General features: G+C 38.9%; 14 protein-coding genes. All 14 read left to right on the forward strand.

Annotated features, from left to right (window positions below):
- The first annotated feature begins 13 nt into the window (after positions 1–13).
- Positions 14–1,216 (forward strand): elongation factor Tu, encoded by a 1,203-nt coding sequence (tuf, locus tag EFD62_RS07450; RefSeq protein ID WP_069195757.1) that lies wholly within the window; start codon positions 14–16, stop codon positions 1,214–1,216.
- Between the two features lie 308 nt (positions 1,217–1,524).
- On the forward strand, positions 1,525–2,079 hold the full coding sequence (locus EFD62_RS07455; protein ID WP_069195758.1) for an RNA polymerase sigma factor: 555 nt from the start codon (positions 1,525–1,527) through the stop codon (positions 2,077–2,079).
- Positions 2,076–2,660 carry a zf-HC2 domain-containing protein gene (locus EFD62_RS07460; protein ID WP_069195759.1) on the forward strand — a complete coding sequence of 195 codons (585 nt, stop codon included), beginning with the start codon at positions 2,076–2,078 and terminating at the stop codon, positions 2,658–2,660. Before EFD62_RS07455 ends, EFD62_RS07460 begins: the two co-directional genes overlap by 4 nt.
- 131 nt (positions 2,661–2,791) lie before the next feature.
- The gene (locus EFD62_RS07465) at positions 2,792–3,166 is read left to right on the forward strand and encodes a hypothetical protein (protein ID WP_069195760.1); all 375 of its coding nucleotides are present in this window, start codon (positions 2,792–2,794) and stop codon (positions 3,164–3,166) included.
- Positions 3,167–3,314: 148 nt separating this feature from the next.
- Positions 3,315–4,178 carry a VanW family protein gene (locus EFD62_RS07470; protein ID WP_069195761.1) on the forward strand — a complete coding sequence of 288 codons (864 nt, stop codon included), beginning with the start codon at positions 3,315–3,317 and terminating at the stop codon, positions 4,176–4,178.
- A gap of 170 nt (positions 4,179–4,348) precedes the next feature.
- Positions 4,349–4,618: an HPr family phosphocarrier protein gene (locus EFD62_RS07475; protein WP_069195762.1), complete on the forward strand. Its 270-nt coding sequence runs from the start codon at positions 4,349–4,351 to the stop codon at positions 4,616–4,618.
- 3 nt (positions 4,619–4,621) lie between these two features.
- Entirely contained in the window at positions 4,622–6,376 is a 1,755-nt protein-coding gene (gene ptsP, locus EFD62_RS07480) for a phosphoenolpyruvate--protein phosphotransferase (protein ID WP_069195763.1), read from the forward strand.
- 5 nt (positions 6,377–6,381) lie between these two features.
- Positions 6,382–8,256: an excinuclease ABC subunit UvrC gene (uvrC, locus tag EFD62_RS07485; RefSeq protein WP_069196404.1), complete on the forward strand. Its 1,875-nt coding sequence runs from the start codon at positions 6,382–6,384 to the stop codon at positions 8,254–8,256.
- Between the two features lie 12 nt (positions 8,257–8,268).
- Entirely contained in the window at positions 8,269–8,976 is a 708-nt protein-coding gene (locus EFD62_RS07490) for a metallophosphoesterase (RefSeq protein ID WP_069195764.1), read from the forward strand.
- A 193-nt stretch (positions 8,977–9,169) separates the two neighbouring features.
- Positions 9,170–10,456 (forward strand): trigger factor, encoded by a 1,287-nt coding sequence (gene tig / locus EFD62_RS07495; RefSeq protein ID WP_069195765.1) that lies wholly within the window; start codon positions 9,170–9,172, stop codon positions 10,454–10,456.
- Positions 10,457–10,526: 70 nt separating this feature from the next.
- Positions 10,527–11,111: an ATP-dependent Clp endopeptidase proteolytic subunit ClpP gene (gene clpP / locus EFD62_RS07500; protein ID WP_069195766.1), complete on the forward strand. Its 585-nt coding sequence runs from the start codon at positions 10,527–10,529 to the stop codon at positions 11,109–11,111.
- A 13-nt stretch (positions 11,112–11,124) separates the two neighbouring features.
- Complete coding sequence (gene clpX, locus EFD62_RS07505; protein ID WP_069195767.1) at positions 11,125–12,420, forward strand: ATP-dependent Clp protease ATP-binding subunit ClpX; 1,296 nt, start codon at positions 11,125–11,127, stop codon at positions 12,418–12,420.
- Between the two features lie 226 nt (positions 12,421–12,646).
- Positions 12,647–14,323 (forward strand): ATP-dependent protease LonB, encoded by a 1,677-nt coding sequence (lonB, locus tag EFD62_RS07510; protein ID WP_069195768.1) that lies wholly within the window; start codon positions 12,647–12,649, stop codon positions 14,321–14,323.
- A 172-nt stretch (positions 14,324–14,495) separates the two neighbouring features.
- Complete coding sequence (tsaD, locus tag EFD62_RS07515; RefSeq protein ID WP_128705922.1) at positions 14,496–15,515, forward strand: tRNA (adenosine(37)-N6)-threonylcarbamoyltransferase complex transferase subunit TsaD; 1,020 nt, start codon at positions 14,496–14,498, stop codon at positions 15,513–15,515.
- Positions 15,516–16,154 lie beyond the last annotated feature (639 nt).

The following is a 16,154-nucleotide window of genomic DNA, read 5'->3' on the forward strand; positions in this document are numbered from 1 at the left end:
AGGAGAATTAATAATGGCAAAAGCTAAATTTGAAAGAAACAAACCCCACGTTAATATTGGAACAATAGGTCACGTTGACCATGGTAAGACATCTTTGACTGCAGCTATAACTAAAGTTTTGGGCTTACAGGGTAAGGCAAACTACACTTCATATGACAACATTGACAAAGCTCCAGAAGAAAGAGAAAGAGGTATCACAATTTCAACTTCTCACGTTGAGTATGAAACAGACACAAGACACTATGCTCACGTTGACTGCCCAGGCCATGCTGACTATGTTAAAAACATGATCACTGGTGCTGCTCAGATGGATGGAGCTATCCTCGTTGTTTCAGCTGCTGATGGCCCAATGCCTCAGACAAGAGAGCACATTCTTTTGGCTCGTCAGGTTGGTGTGCCATACATAGTTGTTTTCTTGAACAAATGTGATATGGTTGATGACGAAGAACTTATCGAATTGGTTGAAATGGAAGTTAGAGAGCTTCTGAGCTCCTATGAATTCCCTGGAGACGATATTCCGATAGTAAGAGGTTCAGCACTTGTTGCTCTTGAATCATCAGCTAATACAGTTGATGCTCCAGAGTATGAGCCAATTATGAAGCTCATGACTGAAGTTGATAAATATATTCCAACACCTGAAAGAGCAACTGACAAACCATTTATTATGCCTGTCGAGGACGTATTCACAATCACTGGTCGTGGTACTGTTGCTACAGGTAGGGTTGAAAGAGGAATCCTTAAGATGGGTGACGAAGTTGAGATCGTTGGTATGACTGACGCTCCAAGAAAGACAGTTATCACCGGTATAGAAATGTTCAGAAAGCTTCTTGATCAGGCTGTTGCAGGTGACAACATAGGAGCACTTTTAAGAGGTATTCAAAGAACTGAAATAGAAAGAGGACAGGTTCTTGCAAAACCGGGTTCAATCAAACCTCACACTCATTTTGAAGCACAGGTTTACGTTTTGACTAAAGAAGAAGGTGGAAGACATACTCCTTTCTTCAACAACTACAGACCACAGTTCTATTTCAGAACTACTGACGTTACTGGAGTAGTTGAACTTCCTCAGGGAACTGAAATGGTTATGCCTGGTGACCATATAACAATGAAAATCAAATTGATAACTCCTATCGCTATGGAAGAAGGTTTGAAGTTCGCTATCCGTGAAGGTGGTAGAACTGTAGGAGCTGGAAACGTATCAAAGATAATTGAATAATTATTAGATGCGATATATAAAATGAGCCAGAGTATTGTACTCTGGCTCATTTTATATTTTAGCGTCTTGGAGTGAAATGAAAGAGGCAAAAGCCAAGGGAATCAATGTCCCGAGCTTTTGCTCTTGGTTCGCATTAAAAATCAGACATGGGCATCAGAATAACGTATAATAATATTATAGGTGTATCGTAGGTTATAGCAATGTAAACGGATTTCAATTATAGCAATTGAAAATACCGGCATGTAAATGGCTGCATAGAGGACAATCGATATACAGATAATTTCGGTATTTTGGGAGGTGAAAAATGCTTGGAAACACCGGACACGGACCTGATAAAGAGAAGCCTTGACGGTGAAAGTGATGCTTTTTCCGAATTGGTGGCAAGATACAAAAGATTGATATATAATGTAATATATAATATGATAAATAACCGGGAAGAGATTAATGACATAGCTCAGGAGGTTTTTATCAGGATTTACAGGTCATTGGACAAATATAATCCCGAATACAAGTTTTCTACTTGGTCGGTGAAAATTACTACCAACTATTGCCTGGATGTCCTGAGGAAAAAGAAAATAGACTCAATCTCAATAGATGAAGCAATTGGTGTTTCCAGTAATTTTGATACTCCTGAAGAAGGATACTTGAAAAAGGAAAAAAGGCAAAGAATTAATGATGAATTGTCAAAACTTCCGGATAAGTATCGTATACCATTGATTCTATTCCATAGAAATGGACTTTCATACGAGGAAATTTCGCAGATTCTAAACGAACCGATGTCGATTATTAAAAACAGGCTTTACCGAGCCAGACTAATGTTGAGAGAAGCATTATCTTCCGAAAGAAAGGAAGGAATTTTATGAATTGTGAGCGATATAACGAGTATATTATGAAGTATATGGATGGAGTTATAACAGAAGCTGAACAAATTGAACTGGATAAGCATCTGAAACAGTGCAATGCATGCAACTTGGAGTTTAGTGAATTAAAAAGCATTGTGTCTGTTCTTGAAGAAGAAATCCCTATTGAGCCTCCTGCGGATTTTGAAAATACTGTAATGAAAAAGATTAATGCGCTTAACATTTATGATAAAAAACAGAGAAGGAAGAAAGTTTTAATATCATACTTTATGTTTGGCTTTGCATTTTGGGTTGTATCTTTAATGTTTGCAGTTTTTTGCAGAGAGAGCATTCTCGGTTTGATGCTTGGTGTAGGTTTACCGGAATCATTCTCCTACTCTGTCTATGGCTTGCTGACTCGAATAGATTTGCTGATTGCTTTTGTTGTTTACGGTACTACAAGCCTAAAATCAGCATTTTCAGATTTTTATTATCTTCTAATAGGTCTTTTTGTAATTGTTTTAATGTCAAAAATGTATGAAATCAATTCGGTAAGGCTAACTCAAAAGGGCATATCGCCATCACAACCAAACGGAAAAAAATAGAAAAACAGAACTAATAAATTAACAGGAAAACGAAGCATTTCTATAAAGGCTTCGTTTTCTTTGTTTATGAAAATAATACTTGAATTATATGTTTTCATAACACTAATAATAATCAAACGGAGGTGATTTCGATGACTGATGATTTTAATAAAGAAAATGAAATCATTACAGCAGAAAGAAATGACCGCAACGAAAAAGAGCAAATAGAAGAAAATGAGCAATTTTTTATCGGCAATGACCAAATAAGTGACAATGAAAAAGGTGCAATAGCTCTTAAAAGAATAAATCAGCTATATGTAGTTTTAGGCTGGATAAGTGCAGTTATGACGATATTTATATCACCACTGATTGCTATAGCGGGGATAACTTTTGGAGTAATTCTAAACAGGCAGATGAGAGGAAGCGGAAATGCAGTAATTATAGCAAATATTTCGCTTGCCCTAATTAATATAGTATTTAATGTTATTATTATAATGCTTGCCGGGAATGCATTGTATGGATACTAATTAAGTAGCAAAATAAAAATTATAAATAAGGTACTTTTTATGAGAGTGCTTAATGAATATTCAGTTTAAGTACTCTCATAGAACTATTGATATACAGAGTACATAATATAGATTTTATTATAAAAAATCTAGAAGGAAGGAATCTGATATGACAGATAAAATCGCATTGAAGAAAATACTTGCAACTTTTATGGCTGCTTTTCTTCTCATTGCAGCAGTTGGCTGCGATTCCGATGAGGGAAAAGTAGAAAACATAGTAGAAAATAAAGTAGAAAATAATGTTTATATTAAGGATATTAATGTCGGCGGTAAGAGTAAAGCCGAGGTTGAGCAAATTATCAAAGAAATTTCAAATAGTACTGATGTAGCGCCGAAGGATGCGGTTCTAAATGAGGAAAATGTAGAGATTATACCGGAAGCACCCGGCAAAAGAGTGAATATAAAAACTACTCTTGAGGCTGTTCTTAACGCAAAAGAAGGGGAAAGGGTAGAACCAATAATTGAAGAGGTAAAGCCCAACATAACCCGAGCAGACGTAGAAAAGCAGCTGGTAGAGATAGGGACTTTCACAACTCCATTGTTGGATGACAGCGAAAACCGGGTGGACAATATCGATACTGCATCGGATTGTCTTAATAATGAGAAGGTGTTGCCCGGACAGGAGTTTTCATTTAATGAGACATTAGGAAGAAGAACAGCGGAAAAAGGATACAAGAAGGCACCGATAATAAAAAGAACAGAAAGCGGACCCATTAAGGCATACGCAGTAGGAGGAGGAATCTGTCAGCTGTCCACCACATTGTATAATGCAGTGGAAAAGGCAGGCTTAGAAATAACCGAAAGGCATTCGCATTCTAAAAAGGTGCCCTATGTGGATCAAGGTAAGGATGCAATGGTATCCTATGGTTCCTCTGACTTTAGGTTTAAAAACAATCGTCAAAATCCCGTAGTCATCAAATCGGAGATATCCGACGGAAAAGTGACGGTACGATTATATGAAATCAGGAAATAGTGTAAAGGCGAAAACAAATATAACATTGCTTTGTCAAATATTTATGATAAAATAAATGTTGGTGAATAAGGGCGGAAATTCACCAAAAAATATGGAACTATTCCGGAAATAATGATATAAATATTATGAAATGCAAAGAACTCGAGATTATTTGGGAGGCTGTAAAAAAGATGATTAAGAAAGAAATTACAATTAATAATATTTTGGGGCTGGAATCAAAGCCTGCAGCAATGTTTATTCAGAAAGCATCAAATTATAAATCAAATGTGTGGATTGAAAAGGGCGAAAGGAAGGCCAATGCAAAGAGTCTTTTAGGGCTTCTATCATTAGGGGTAGGAAAAGGCAGTAAGATTATGCTCATCACTGAAGGTGAGGATGAAGCGGAAGCCTCGGATGAATTGGAGAATTATCTTGTATCTGGTCTCGGGGAAAACGTTTGAGCTATGGAGAGAAAGAACTTCGAAGGTGAACCTGTTTCAACCGGAACAGGAGTGGGTAAAGTATTTATAATAAAGGAATCTGATATTGAAATAAATGAGGATATTATAGATGAATCTGAAGTGGAAGCTCAGATTACAAATCTTGAAGTAGCCATATGCAGAACCTTTATAGAAATCTATGATCTGAATGACGGTTTTAGAGGAATACTCAGTGAAGAGGAGAACCGGATTTTTGATTTTTATAAAGAAATACTCGATGATAGAACATTCTTCGAGGAAATTAAAAATTTAATAAAGAATGAAAGATATAGGGCAGATATGGCAATACATACCTGCATAAAGAAGTATATAGATGAAATATCCGAGAGCAATAATGAATATATAAAACAGCGTGTTTTTGATCTGAATGATGTAGCAAAGAGACTAATTAAGAACATATCCGGCGGCATATCCGATGAAAATGACATCAAAATCAAGGAAATAAACAGCGAGCAGATTGTTGTGATTAAGGAGCTTACACCGATAATTGCAGCATCCCTTGCAAAAAAAGAAGTCAAGGGAGTTGTGGCAGAGGAGGGTGCCGGTTATTTTACTCATGCATCAATAATTTTAAGGAGTACGGGAATACCTGCAATAAATGGTATTTGCATCGACGAGATTGAAAAATTTCATGACAACCCTGCAATAATAGACGGTGAAAAGGGCATACTTATTGTAAATCCAACGGAACGTGAAATGGACGACTTCAAATTTGGTTCATCGCGAAAGCCTCTTTGCATAAAAGACAGCAAAAATAGCGGTATACTGTTTGAAGGAAGGCCTGTTGAGACTGCCGACGGACACAGGGTGGGTTTATTTGTAAACATCAGCAGCGTAAAGGAATTCTTTGCTGCAAAAAGTCTTGGGATTGACGGTGTAGGCCTTGTCAGAACCGAGTCCCTTTTTATTAACTATAAAAAGATACCGGATGAAAAAAGGCAGTATCTAATTTACTCTAAAATAGCCAAAGAGATATCTGGAAAACCTGTAGTCATAAGGACGGCGGATATTGGCGGGGATAAAGTTCCGGGGGCCCTGGGGATTAATGACCAGTCCCTAAGCCGAAGCCCACGAGGAATAAAAAGATCTCTAGAGCACAAGAAGGAGCTTATAACACAGATTCGTGCGATAATGCGAGCGGCGGAATTTGGTGAAGTAAGCATTTCCTTTCCTATGGTGGATTCGATAAAACAGATAAAAGAAGTAAAAAGCATAATAGAAGAGGTCAGTGTGGAGCTGACAGAGAAAAATGGACAACCTCTAAAAAGCATCAGAATAGGAACCATGATAGAGACAGCAGAATCGGTCAAAATCATTGAGGAAATTCTGAATGAGGTGGATTTTATAAGCATAGGCACAAATGATATGCTGCACCAAATATGCGAACAGAACAGAAAGTGTTCAACCTTGGAGATGAGATCATACCTTGAGCCTGTTTTTCTGCAAACATTAAAATATTGTGTTGATAAGGCCATTGAAAAGAACAAGCCGGCGAGCGTATGCGGAGAAATGGCAACAGATCCTATGGCGGTAATAGTGCTGTTGGGAATAGGCGTAAAGGATTTGAGCATGGGCCCTGCTTATATTGAAGATATAGGCCGTTTCATAAGAACGGTAAAGCTTGATGAAGCAAAGGAAGCAGCAAGAAGGGCAATGGAGGGCAGAAGTCTTCAGGAGGTAAAGGACATGCTTTCAGAATGGATAAAAAGCAGGATGTGAAAAAAGTGTTTGACATTCAAGAGGAATTGAAGAAGCTGCCGAGTAAACCGGGCGTTTATATTATGAAAGATATAAATGGAGAGATAATTTATATCGGAAAAGCCGTTGTGTTAAAAAACAGGGTGAGACAGTATTTTCAATCCTTGTCAAATCAGACTCCGAAAGTTCGGGCCATGGTTTCTCATATTAAGGAATTTGAATATATTGTTACTGATACGGAGCTAGAGGCTTTAATACTTGAATGTAACCTTATCAAAAAGCATCGGCCCAAGTTCAACATATTATTGAAGGATGACAAGAGCTATCCGTATATAAAGGTTACAATGAACGAGGATTTTCCCCGTATTTTGATGACACGCAGGATTGAAAAGGACGGAGCTAAATATTTCGGACCGTATACCAGCGTGTTTGCCGTTCGGGAGACGATTGATCTTGTAAAGAAGCTGTTTCCGATAAAAACCTGCAACAAGGTGCTTCCTAGGGATATCGGAAAAGGGCGGCCATGTCTTAATTATTATATATATCAGTGTCTTGGACCCTGCCAGGGCAATGTGAGCAGGGATGAGTACAGAGCTCTGATGCGGGATATTTGCAGCTTCTTAGGAGGAAGGCAGGAGAATATACTTAAGAGACTTGAGAAGGATATGAAGGAAGCATCGGATAATCTGGAATTTGAAAAGGCCGCAAAAATAAGGGATAAAATCAATAGTTTACGGCATATTGCAGAGAAGCAAAAGATTATATCTACAGCAATGGAAGATCAGGATGTCATAGCTTTTGCAAAGAGTGAAACAGACTCGTGCGTACAGGTATTCTTCATCAGAGGTGGAAAGCTGATTGGCAGAGAGCACTTTATTTTAGAAGGAACTGCTGATGTCAGTGATAGCGAGTTGATGACAGCATTTGTCAAGCAGTTTTACAGCAGTGCTGCCTATGTTCCCAATCAGTTAATTCTCCAGGAGGATATTGATGAAATAGGTATTATTGAAAGATGGCTAAGCAGCAAAAGATCCACAAAGACTCACATAAGGGTACCGAGAAAGGGAGAAAAGCTCAAGCTTGTGGAGATGGTATCTAAGAATGCTATGATTGAGCTCAGCCAATTCAAGGAAAGAATAAAAAAAGAGACTGCACTGGCTATAGAGGGCATGGAAAAGCTTAAAGTGCTTTTGAACCTAGAACGGCTGCCGGAAAGAATAGAGGCCTATGACATATCAAATACAGGAAGCACTGAAATTGTTGCTTCAATGGTGGTTTTTGAAAAGGGTTCCCCTAAAAAGAGTGATTACAGAAGGTTTAAGATAAAGTCAACCAATATTCAGAATGACTATCAGAGCATGCAGGAGGTTATTTACAGAAGATTTAAGCGAGCCCAAAAAGAGATGCTTGACAAGAGTGCCGATGACGAAAAAGATATTGGTGACGGGAAAAACACAGGATTTGGGGTGCTTCCGGATATTTTGCTAGTGGATGGAGGCATAGGCCATGTGAATGCGGTCCGCAGCACATTGGAGGAATTTGATTTTAACATTCCCGTATATGGAATGGTAAAGGATGATCACCATAGAACAAGAGGGCTGGTGTCGGGAAAACACGAGTTTGACCTTTCAAAGGACATCATTCTGTTGAGGTTTGTGACAGCTATTCAGGATGAAGCCCATAGATTCGCTTTAGATTACAACAAAACCCTTAGAACCAAAAGATATAGCGGTTCTGTGTTGGACAATATAGAAGGAGTTGGGCCAAAACGCAAAAAGGCATTAATCAAGCATTTTGGCTCGGTTAAAGGTATTAAAGCGGCTAATCCGGAAGAAATTGCAAAAGTTAAAGGAATCAGCAACGAACTGGCCCAAAAAATTTATGATTATTTTAGACAATAGGAGCAAAAGTAAATGGCGGTATTTGCAATTTCCGACCTGCATCTGGCCTATGGCATTGATAAGCCCATGGATATTTTTGGAGATAGATGGTCTAATTACATGCAGAGAATAAAGGATAACTGGGAAAGAACTGTTGGAGTAGATGACTATGTAATTGTACCCGGAGACATTTCCTGGGCCACATATCTGGAGCAGGCCGTGGAGGATTTTAAGTTTATTGAGGCACTTCCTGGAAGGAAAATAATTTCAAAGGGCAATCACGATTACTGGTGGACAACTATGAGCAAGCTGCAGAAATTCCTTCTGGAGCATGATTTTAAAACTATAAGCTTTATGCATAACAACAGCCTTAGAGTGGATGAATTTGTGATATGTGGTACAAGAGGCTGGAAGTGTCCCGGAGATGATGAATTTGGGGCAGAGGACAGGAAAATATATGACCGCGAGCTAAATCGTCTGGACCTTTCGTTAAAAAGTGCATTGGATTTATCGGAAGGTGGAAGTATCATTGTAGCAATGCATTATCCACCCTTTAATCCGACAGGAGACCCCTCGGATTTTGTGGAAATAATGAGGAAATATAATGTAAAAATGTGTATTTACGGTCATTTGCATGGCAACAGTTTCAAAGGCGCTGTCACAGGGCTGGTGGAAGACATTGAATTTAAGCTGGTTTCAGCGGATTATTTAAATTTTGAGCCGCTTCGGCTAAGTTTGTAAAATTTTTAAGCCTATGTATTGGATTTTCAAAACATATTATGTTATAATGTAATGGCTATTTTAATAAGTACTAGACCGATTGAAAGAAGCGCTTTTTGAGTATGATAAATTATTAAATAGAGATTTACGGTTAAGCAAAAAATAAATATAAAATACAGTATGAAAACCTAAAAAACGGGAGGATAAGTTTTAAATGGATGTTAAGGTAGAAAAGAAAGATAAAAACATTGTTGAGTTGGAGATTGAAGTAGAAGCGGCGAAATTCGAAGAGGCTGTACAGAAATCTTATGAGAAGAATTCTAAAAAGTTCAATGTTCCGGGATTCAGAAAGGGAAAAGCTCCTAGAAATATCATCGAAAGATATTATGGAAAAGAAGTTTTTTATGAAGATGCTATAAATATTGTATGTGCTGATGCATATGATAAAGCAATCGAAGAGAATGATATTTATCCTGTAGATAGACCGAGCATAGATATCAAGAAGTTCGGTGAAGGAGAAAACCTGGTATTTACTGCCAGTGTGACTGTTAAGCCCGAAGTGGAATTGGGAGAATACAAGGGCGTTGAGGTTGAAAAGGTAGAGGTTAATATCACCGATGAGGATGTAGATAAAGAACTTAAGGCTGTTGCAGAAAAGAACGCAAGAATCATTTCGGTGGAGGACAGGGGTATAGAAAAAGGCGATATAGCCGATATAGACTTTGAAGGTTTTATAGACGGTGAACCTTTTGAAGGAGGAAAAGCCAGCGGCTATACTTTGGAAATCGGTTCGGGAACATTTATTGAGGGATTTGAGGATCAGCTTATCGGCGGAAAGCCCGGAGACGATATAGATGTAAATGTTACTTTCCCTGAAGATTATGGCAAGGAAGAACTCGCGGGCAAACCGGCATTGTTCAAAGTAATTGTTAATGATGTAAAGGTTAAGGAACTGCCTGTTATTGACGATGAATTTGCAAAGGATGTAAGTGAATTTGATACCTTGGAAGAGTACAAGGAAGATATAAGGAAAAAACTCACAGGAGATGCTGAGCATAAGGCTAAGCACGAGTTGGAGGATAAAGTAGTAGCAAAAGTAGTTGAGAATGCCCAGGTGGATATTCCTGAGGTAATGATTGAGAAACAAATAGACGGTATTGTTCGTGACTACAATATGAGACTTAACTATCAAGGTCTGGATCTTGACAAATATCTCATGATTATGGGTACCGATTATAATACCTTCAGAAGCCAGCTTAGAGACAGGGCACATGATGATATTAAAAGACAGCTCGTATTGGAAAAGATAGGCAAGACAGAGGATATCCAAGTGTCCGATGAAGAGTTTAATGAAGAGACTGAAAAAATTGCTAAAAGTTATAATATGGAACAAGAAGATTTTAAGAAACATTTAAGAGATGACGATATAGAATATATCAAGGCAACAATATTATTGAGAAAATCGGTTGAATTTTTGGTTCAAAATGCAAAAATATCATAAACAGAGTTTAATTTATTGATAATATGGGAAAACATATATAAGACTTCAAATTAGACAGGGAGGCGATATTGTGAGTTTAGTACCGGTAGTAGTAGAACAGACAAACCGTGGTGAACGTTCATATGATATTTATTCAAGGCTTTTAAAAGACAGGATAATAGTCTTAAGCGATGAAGTAAACGATGTAACTGCAAGCCTTGTTGTTGCCCAAATGCTGTTTTTGGAAGCAGAAGATCCCGATAAGGATATACAGTTATATATAAATAGCCCTGGTGGTTCTGTAACATCAGGATTTGCCATATTTGACACCATGCAGTATGTAAAGCCGGATGTTTCTACCATCTGTATAGGTATGGCGGCAAGTATGGGTGCGTTTCTTCTTGCGGCTGGTGCCAAAGGAAAAAGATTCGCTTTGCCAAACAGTGAAATCATGATACACCAACCTTTAGGCGGCGCTAGAGGTCAGGCGACTGATATAAAGATTCACGCAGAGCAAATACTCAAGATGAAAGACAAATTGAATAGAATTTTAAGTGAAAGAACAGGTCAGCCGTTGGAAAAGGTTGAAAGGGATACAGAAAGGGATTTCTTTATGTCTGCAGAAGAAGCCAAAGCCTACGGAATTGTTGATGAAGTTATGGAAAGAAGAAAATAAATGAGGTGGTAGGATGTCCAGGTATGATGAAAAGAAGCAGTTGAAATGCTCCTTCTGTGGCAAGACCCAAGAGCAGGTAAAAAGACTGGTAGCTGGACCTGGAGTATATATATGCGATGAGTGCATTGAACTTTGCTCGGAAATAATTGAGGAAGAGTTTGAAGAAGCAAAAGCCGATGCAGAACTCAACGATATACCAAAGCCCAGTGAGATAAGGGAAATACTGGATCAATATGTGGTAGGCCAAGAATCTGCTAAAAAGTCACTGGCTGTAGCAGTTTATAATCATTATAAAAGGATTAATTCGGATGTTAAGGGGTCGGATGTTGAGCTGCAAAAAAGCAATATCGTTATGCTTGGACCGACAGGTTCGGGAAAGACGCTTCTGGCACAGACCCTGGCAAAAATATTGAACGTTCCCTTTGCGATAGCAGACGCTACTTCTCTTACCGAGGCAGGATATGTAGGGGAAGACGTTGAAAACATCCTTTTAAAGCTTATTCAGGCAGCGGACTATGATATTGAGAAGGCAGAAAAAGGCATAATATATATTGATGAAATCGACAAGATTGCCAGGAAATCAGAGAATCCTTCCATTACAAGGGATGTTAGCGGAGAAGGTGTACAGCAGGCACTTTTAAAGATTCTTGAAGGAACAGTTGCTTCGGTGCCTCCTCAGGGTGGTAGAAAGCATCCTCATCAGGAGTTTATACAGATTGATACCACTAATATTCTCTTTATATGCGGCGGTGCCTTTGATGGAATAGACAAAATTATTGAAAACAGGATAGGCAAGAAGACAATGGGCTTTGGCGCCAAAATAGAGAGCCCCAAAAAAGCTAATCTGGGAGAAACACTAAGAAACATCCTTCCACAGGATTTGTTGAAATTCGGACTTATTCCTGAGTTTGTAGGAAGGTTGCCGGTTATAGTAACTCTGCATTCTCTTGACAGAGAAGCTCTCGTGAAGATATTGAACGAGCCAAAGAATGCTCTTGTAAAGCAATATCAGAAGCTTTTTGAGATGGATGACGTAATTTTGGAGTTTGAAAAAGAAGCTATTGAGGCAATAGCTGATAAAGCAATTGAGAGAAATACCGGTGCCAGAGGATTGAGGGCAATAATCGAAGAAACTATGCTGGATGTCATGTATGATATACCGTCACAGGAGAATGTAGAAAAATGTATAGTTACCCGGGATACTGTTGAAAAAATGATAACACCAACTATAATAATAAATGAGAACAAGAAATCGATAAAAAAGCCAGCGAATAAAAAATCCCGTGTAAAGAAAGAGTCGGCATCCTAGAAACTTGCAAAAAAATAAATACTGACAAAGCAAAAAGAGCTAAAAGGGAGAAAAATCTCCTTTAAGGCTCTTTTTTTGTTTCATAGAAATTTGCATATGGATAAAAATGACTTTACACAGATATCAGGATAAAATATCTAACAACGTAAATAATATAAATACAGCACAGATAGTTGTCTGGTTTGCCTATATTTACAAATTAATAATGATTCAGGGAGGACAAAAAATGCTTACAACTACTCTATTCATCATACAGTTTTTTTTCTCGATTATAATAGGATTATATTTTTTGAATCTGTTTAAGACACAGCAGAGCAACAAAAGTGCCATTGATAAAGAGTCAAAAAAGGAGCTGGAGAAACTAAGAAAACTAAAAGAGATCAGGCTTTCTGAACCTTTATCAGAGAAGACAAGGCCTTCTTCGTTAAAGGAAATTGTAGGGCAAAGTCAGGGAATTAAGGCACTAAGGGCAGCTCTCTGCGGGCCCAATCCTCAGCATGTAATAATTTATGGCCCGCCGGGTGTGGGCAAGACAGCGGCAGCAAGGGTAATACTTGAAGAAGCAAAGAAAAGTGAAATATCTCCCTTTAGAAAGGAAGCAAAGTTCGTAGAAGTAGACGCGACAACAATACGGTTTGATGAAAGGGGTATAGCCGACCCATTGATTGGCTCGGTTCATGACCCGATATATCAGGGAGCTGGGGCCTATGGAGTTGCGGGAGTTCCTCAGCCTAAGCCCGGTGCGGTAACTAAAGCCCATGGGGGAATACTCTTTTTGGACGAGATAGGTGAGCTCCATCCAATACAGATGAATAAGCTCCTAAAGGTCCTGGAGGACCGAACAGTGTTCTTGGAAAGTGCATATTACAGCTCCGAGGACAAAAACATTCCGTCTCATATACATGAAATATTTCAAAAGGGTCTGCCTGCGGATTTCAGACTTGTAGGGGCAACCACCAGAACTTCGGAGGAAATTCCTGCAGCAATTAGATCCCGATGCGTGGAGATATACTTTAGGCCTTTAACTCCTTCGGAGATAGGGGAGATTGCCAAAAATGCGGCGCAAAAGGGCGGGTTTGCTATTGAGGAAGGATGCGCCGAGCTGGTGGCCAAATACGCTCAGAATGGGCGTGACGCTGTAAATATAGTGCAGATTGCAGGAGGGGTTGCGCTTGTGGATGGCAGGCGCCTTATAGAAAGAAAAGACATTGAATGGGTAGTAGAGTTTGGACATTATAGTCCACGAATCGAGAAAAAGGTGACAAAAGGCGAGCAGGTTGGCTGTATAAGCGGTCTTGCAGTATTCGGCAACTCCACCGGCACAATAATTGAGATAGAGGTCAGTGCCATGAGGACTAACAGTGGTAAGGGTAACATCAAGATATCCGGAATAGTCGAAGAAGAGGAATTGGATGGGCGAGGGCATAAACTTAGAAGAACAAGCTCCGCAAGGTCTTCGGTTGACAATGTCATGACAGTTTTGAAGAGGGTTCTTGACGTTAATTTCGAGGATTATGACATTCATTTGAATTTCCCCGGAGGCATACCCATAGATGGGCCATCGGCAGGTATTGCCATAGCTACGGCAGTCTATTCTGCCATCAACAACCTGCCTATAAGCAGTGAGATCGCAATGACCGGTGAGATTTCGATCCGGGGAAAAGTAAAGCCTGTTGGTGGTGTTGTAGCAAAGATTGAAGCAGCAAAAAATGCAGGAATAAAGAAGGTACTTATTGCGAAGGAAAACTGGCAGGAGATATTTGAGGATATGGATATTGAAGTGATACCGGTAGAAGATATATTTGAAGTTATAGGAGTGGTATTTGGCATCGGTCAGGAAACTACGGATAATATTCAGATTGAGAGCAAAGCTGTCAATATATTGAGCGCGTCAGGAGCCTAAAAAAGGAGGGCATTTACAAAATTAAATTTTAATAATAATATATTATTATATGTTGCGAAAAGGATTTTTTATGAGAATGCAGTTAAAGCATCTGTTTTTGCAGGCTAGAAGCTGAATTTTCCGCAATATATCAAGTATTGTTATTGTTAAAATTTATAAAGCGGGTGTTTAAATGAAGGACATTTTTATATTGGGAATAGAGACAAGCTGTGATGAGACTTCTGCATCGGTTGTGAAAAATGGACGCCAGGTGCTTTCGAATGTTATATCATCTCAGATTAGTCTTCACCAAAAATATGGAGGTGTAGTGCCTGAAATTGCCTCAAGAAAGCATGTTGAGCTCATAATGCCGGTTATACACCAAAGTCTCGAGGAAGCCGGAATCAAAATGGAGCAGCTGGATGCCATAGGGGTAACATATGGACCTGGCTTGGTGGGAGCGCTTCTGGTAGGGCTTTCGGCAGCAAAAGCTCTGGCATTTGCCTTGGGAAAGCCACTTATCGGAGTACATCATATTGAGGGACATATAGCTGCCAACTATATAGAGCACAGCATGCTGGAGCCACCCTTTGTATGCTTGGTTGCCTCTGGGGGCCACAGTCATATTGTATATGTAGAGGATTATGACAGTTTTGAGATAATGGGCAAAACCAGAGATGATGCTGCTGGAGAGGCCTTTGACAAGGTTTCCAGAGCGGTTGGCTTGGGATATCCCGGAGGGCCGATAATTGATAAAACTGCAAAGCTGGGAAATAGCAAGGCAATTGAATTTCCAAGGGTGCATTTCGGTGGCGATAGCTTGGATTTTAGCTTTAGTGGGCTGAAAACGTCGGTACTTAATTATCTTAATACCATGGAGCAAAAGGGCGAAAAGTACAGTGTGGAAGACGTATGTGCCAGTTTTCAGGCGGCAGTTGTGGATGTTCTTACAGATAATCTTGTTTCGGCGGCAAAAATCAAAGGAGTGGGAAAAGTCGCATTAGCTGGTGGGGTGGCTGCAAATTCCCTTTTGCGCAGCGAACTTATGGAAAAGTCTAAAAGATCCGGATTGGAGGTATTTTATCCAAAGCCGATACTTTGCACCGATAATGCTGCAATGATAGCATGTGCCGCTTATTATGAATTTCTAAAGGGACATACATCCGATGTATATTTAAATGCAGTACCCGGATTAAAGCTTGGTGAAAGGTAAAAAGCTGTGGATAACTTTTTAGTTGATCCACAGCAAGTTTATTTTTTTTATAACAGCAAATTTTGGTATGAAATGTCATAAGTACAGGAAGATGGATTGGAATAGATATAGTAATATAGGACTATATTTTTTTTGTCTTAATTTTTGCTGTCTGTCGGAATTTAATCCATTAAGTGTAAGTGGGTTGTGTCAGGAGTCAGCAAATTCAAGGCTTTCAGACAAATGTTTTCTTTAAAAGGTAATTGCAAAACAGAGTGTTTACATAAATTATTTGAAAAATAATATCAAAATTTAGGTCAAAAGACCCATAAAAAAATATGATTATCTTGACGAACGCTGTTGAAATATGTCGTGTGAATATTGTGGAAATATTACTTAAACCCAGTTGTCCCATACGGTCAAAGATGTGGATAAACCTGTGGATATTGTGGATTAATTCTGATACATTGTGTACAAAGATTAAAAAAAGATTGTAAATACAAAATAAAAACATTGGAAAATCAAAAAGATATGGTTCATTGTAAAATTAAATGCAACAGGGCAAAAAAAGTAGAACCACAGCGAGAAACCTAGTATGATATTTGTGTCCACAAAACACATACGGAGGTTATCGCTATGGCTCTTACTAAAGAGAATACC

This window comes from Acetivibrio mesophilus (assembly GCF_004102745.1).
Taxonomy (GTDB): domain Bacteria; phylum Bacillota; class Clostridia; order Acetivibrionales; family Acetivibrionaceae; genus Hungateiclostridium; species Hungateiclostridium mesophilum.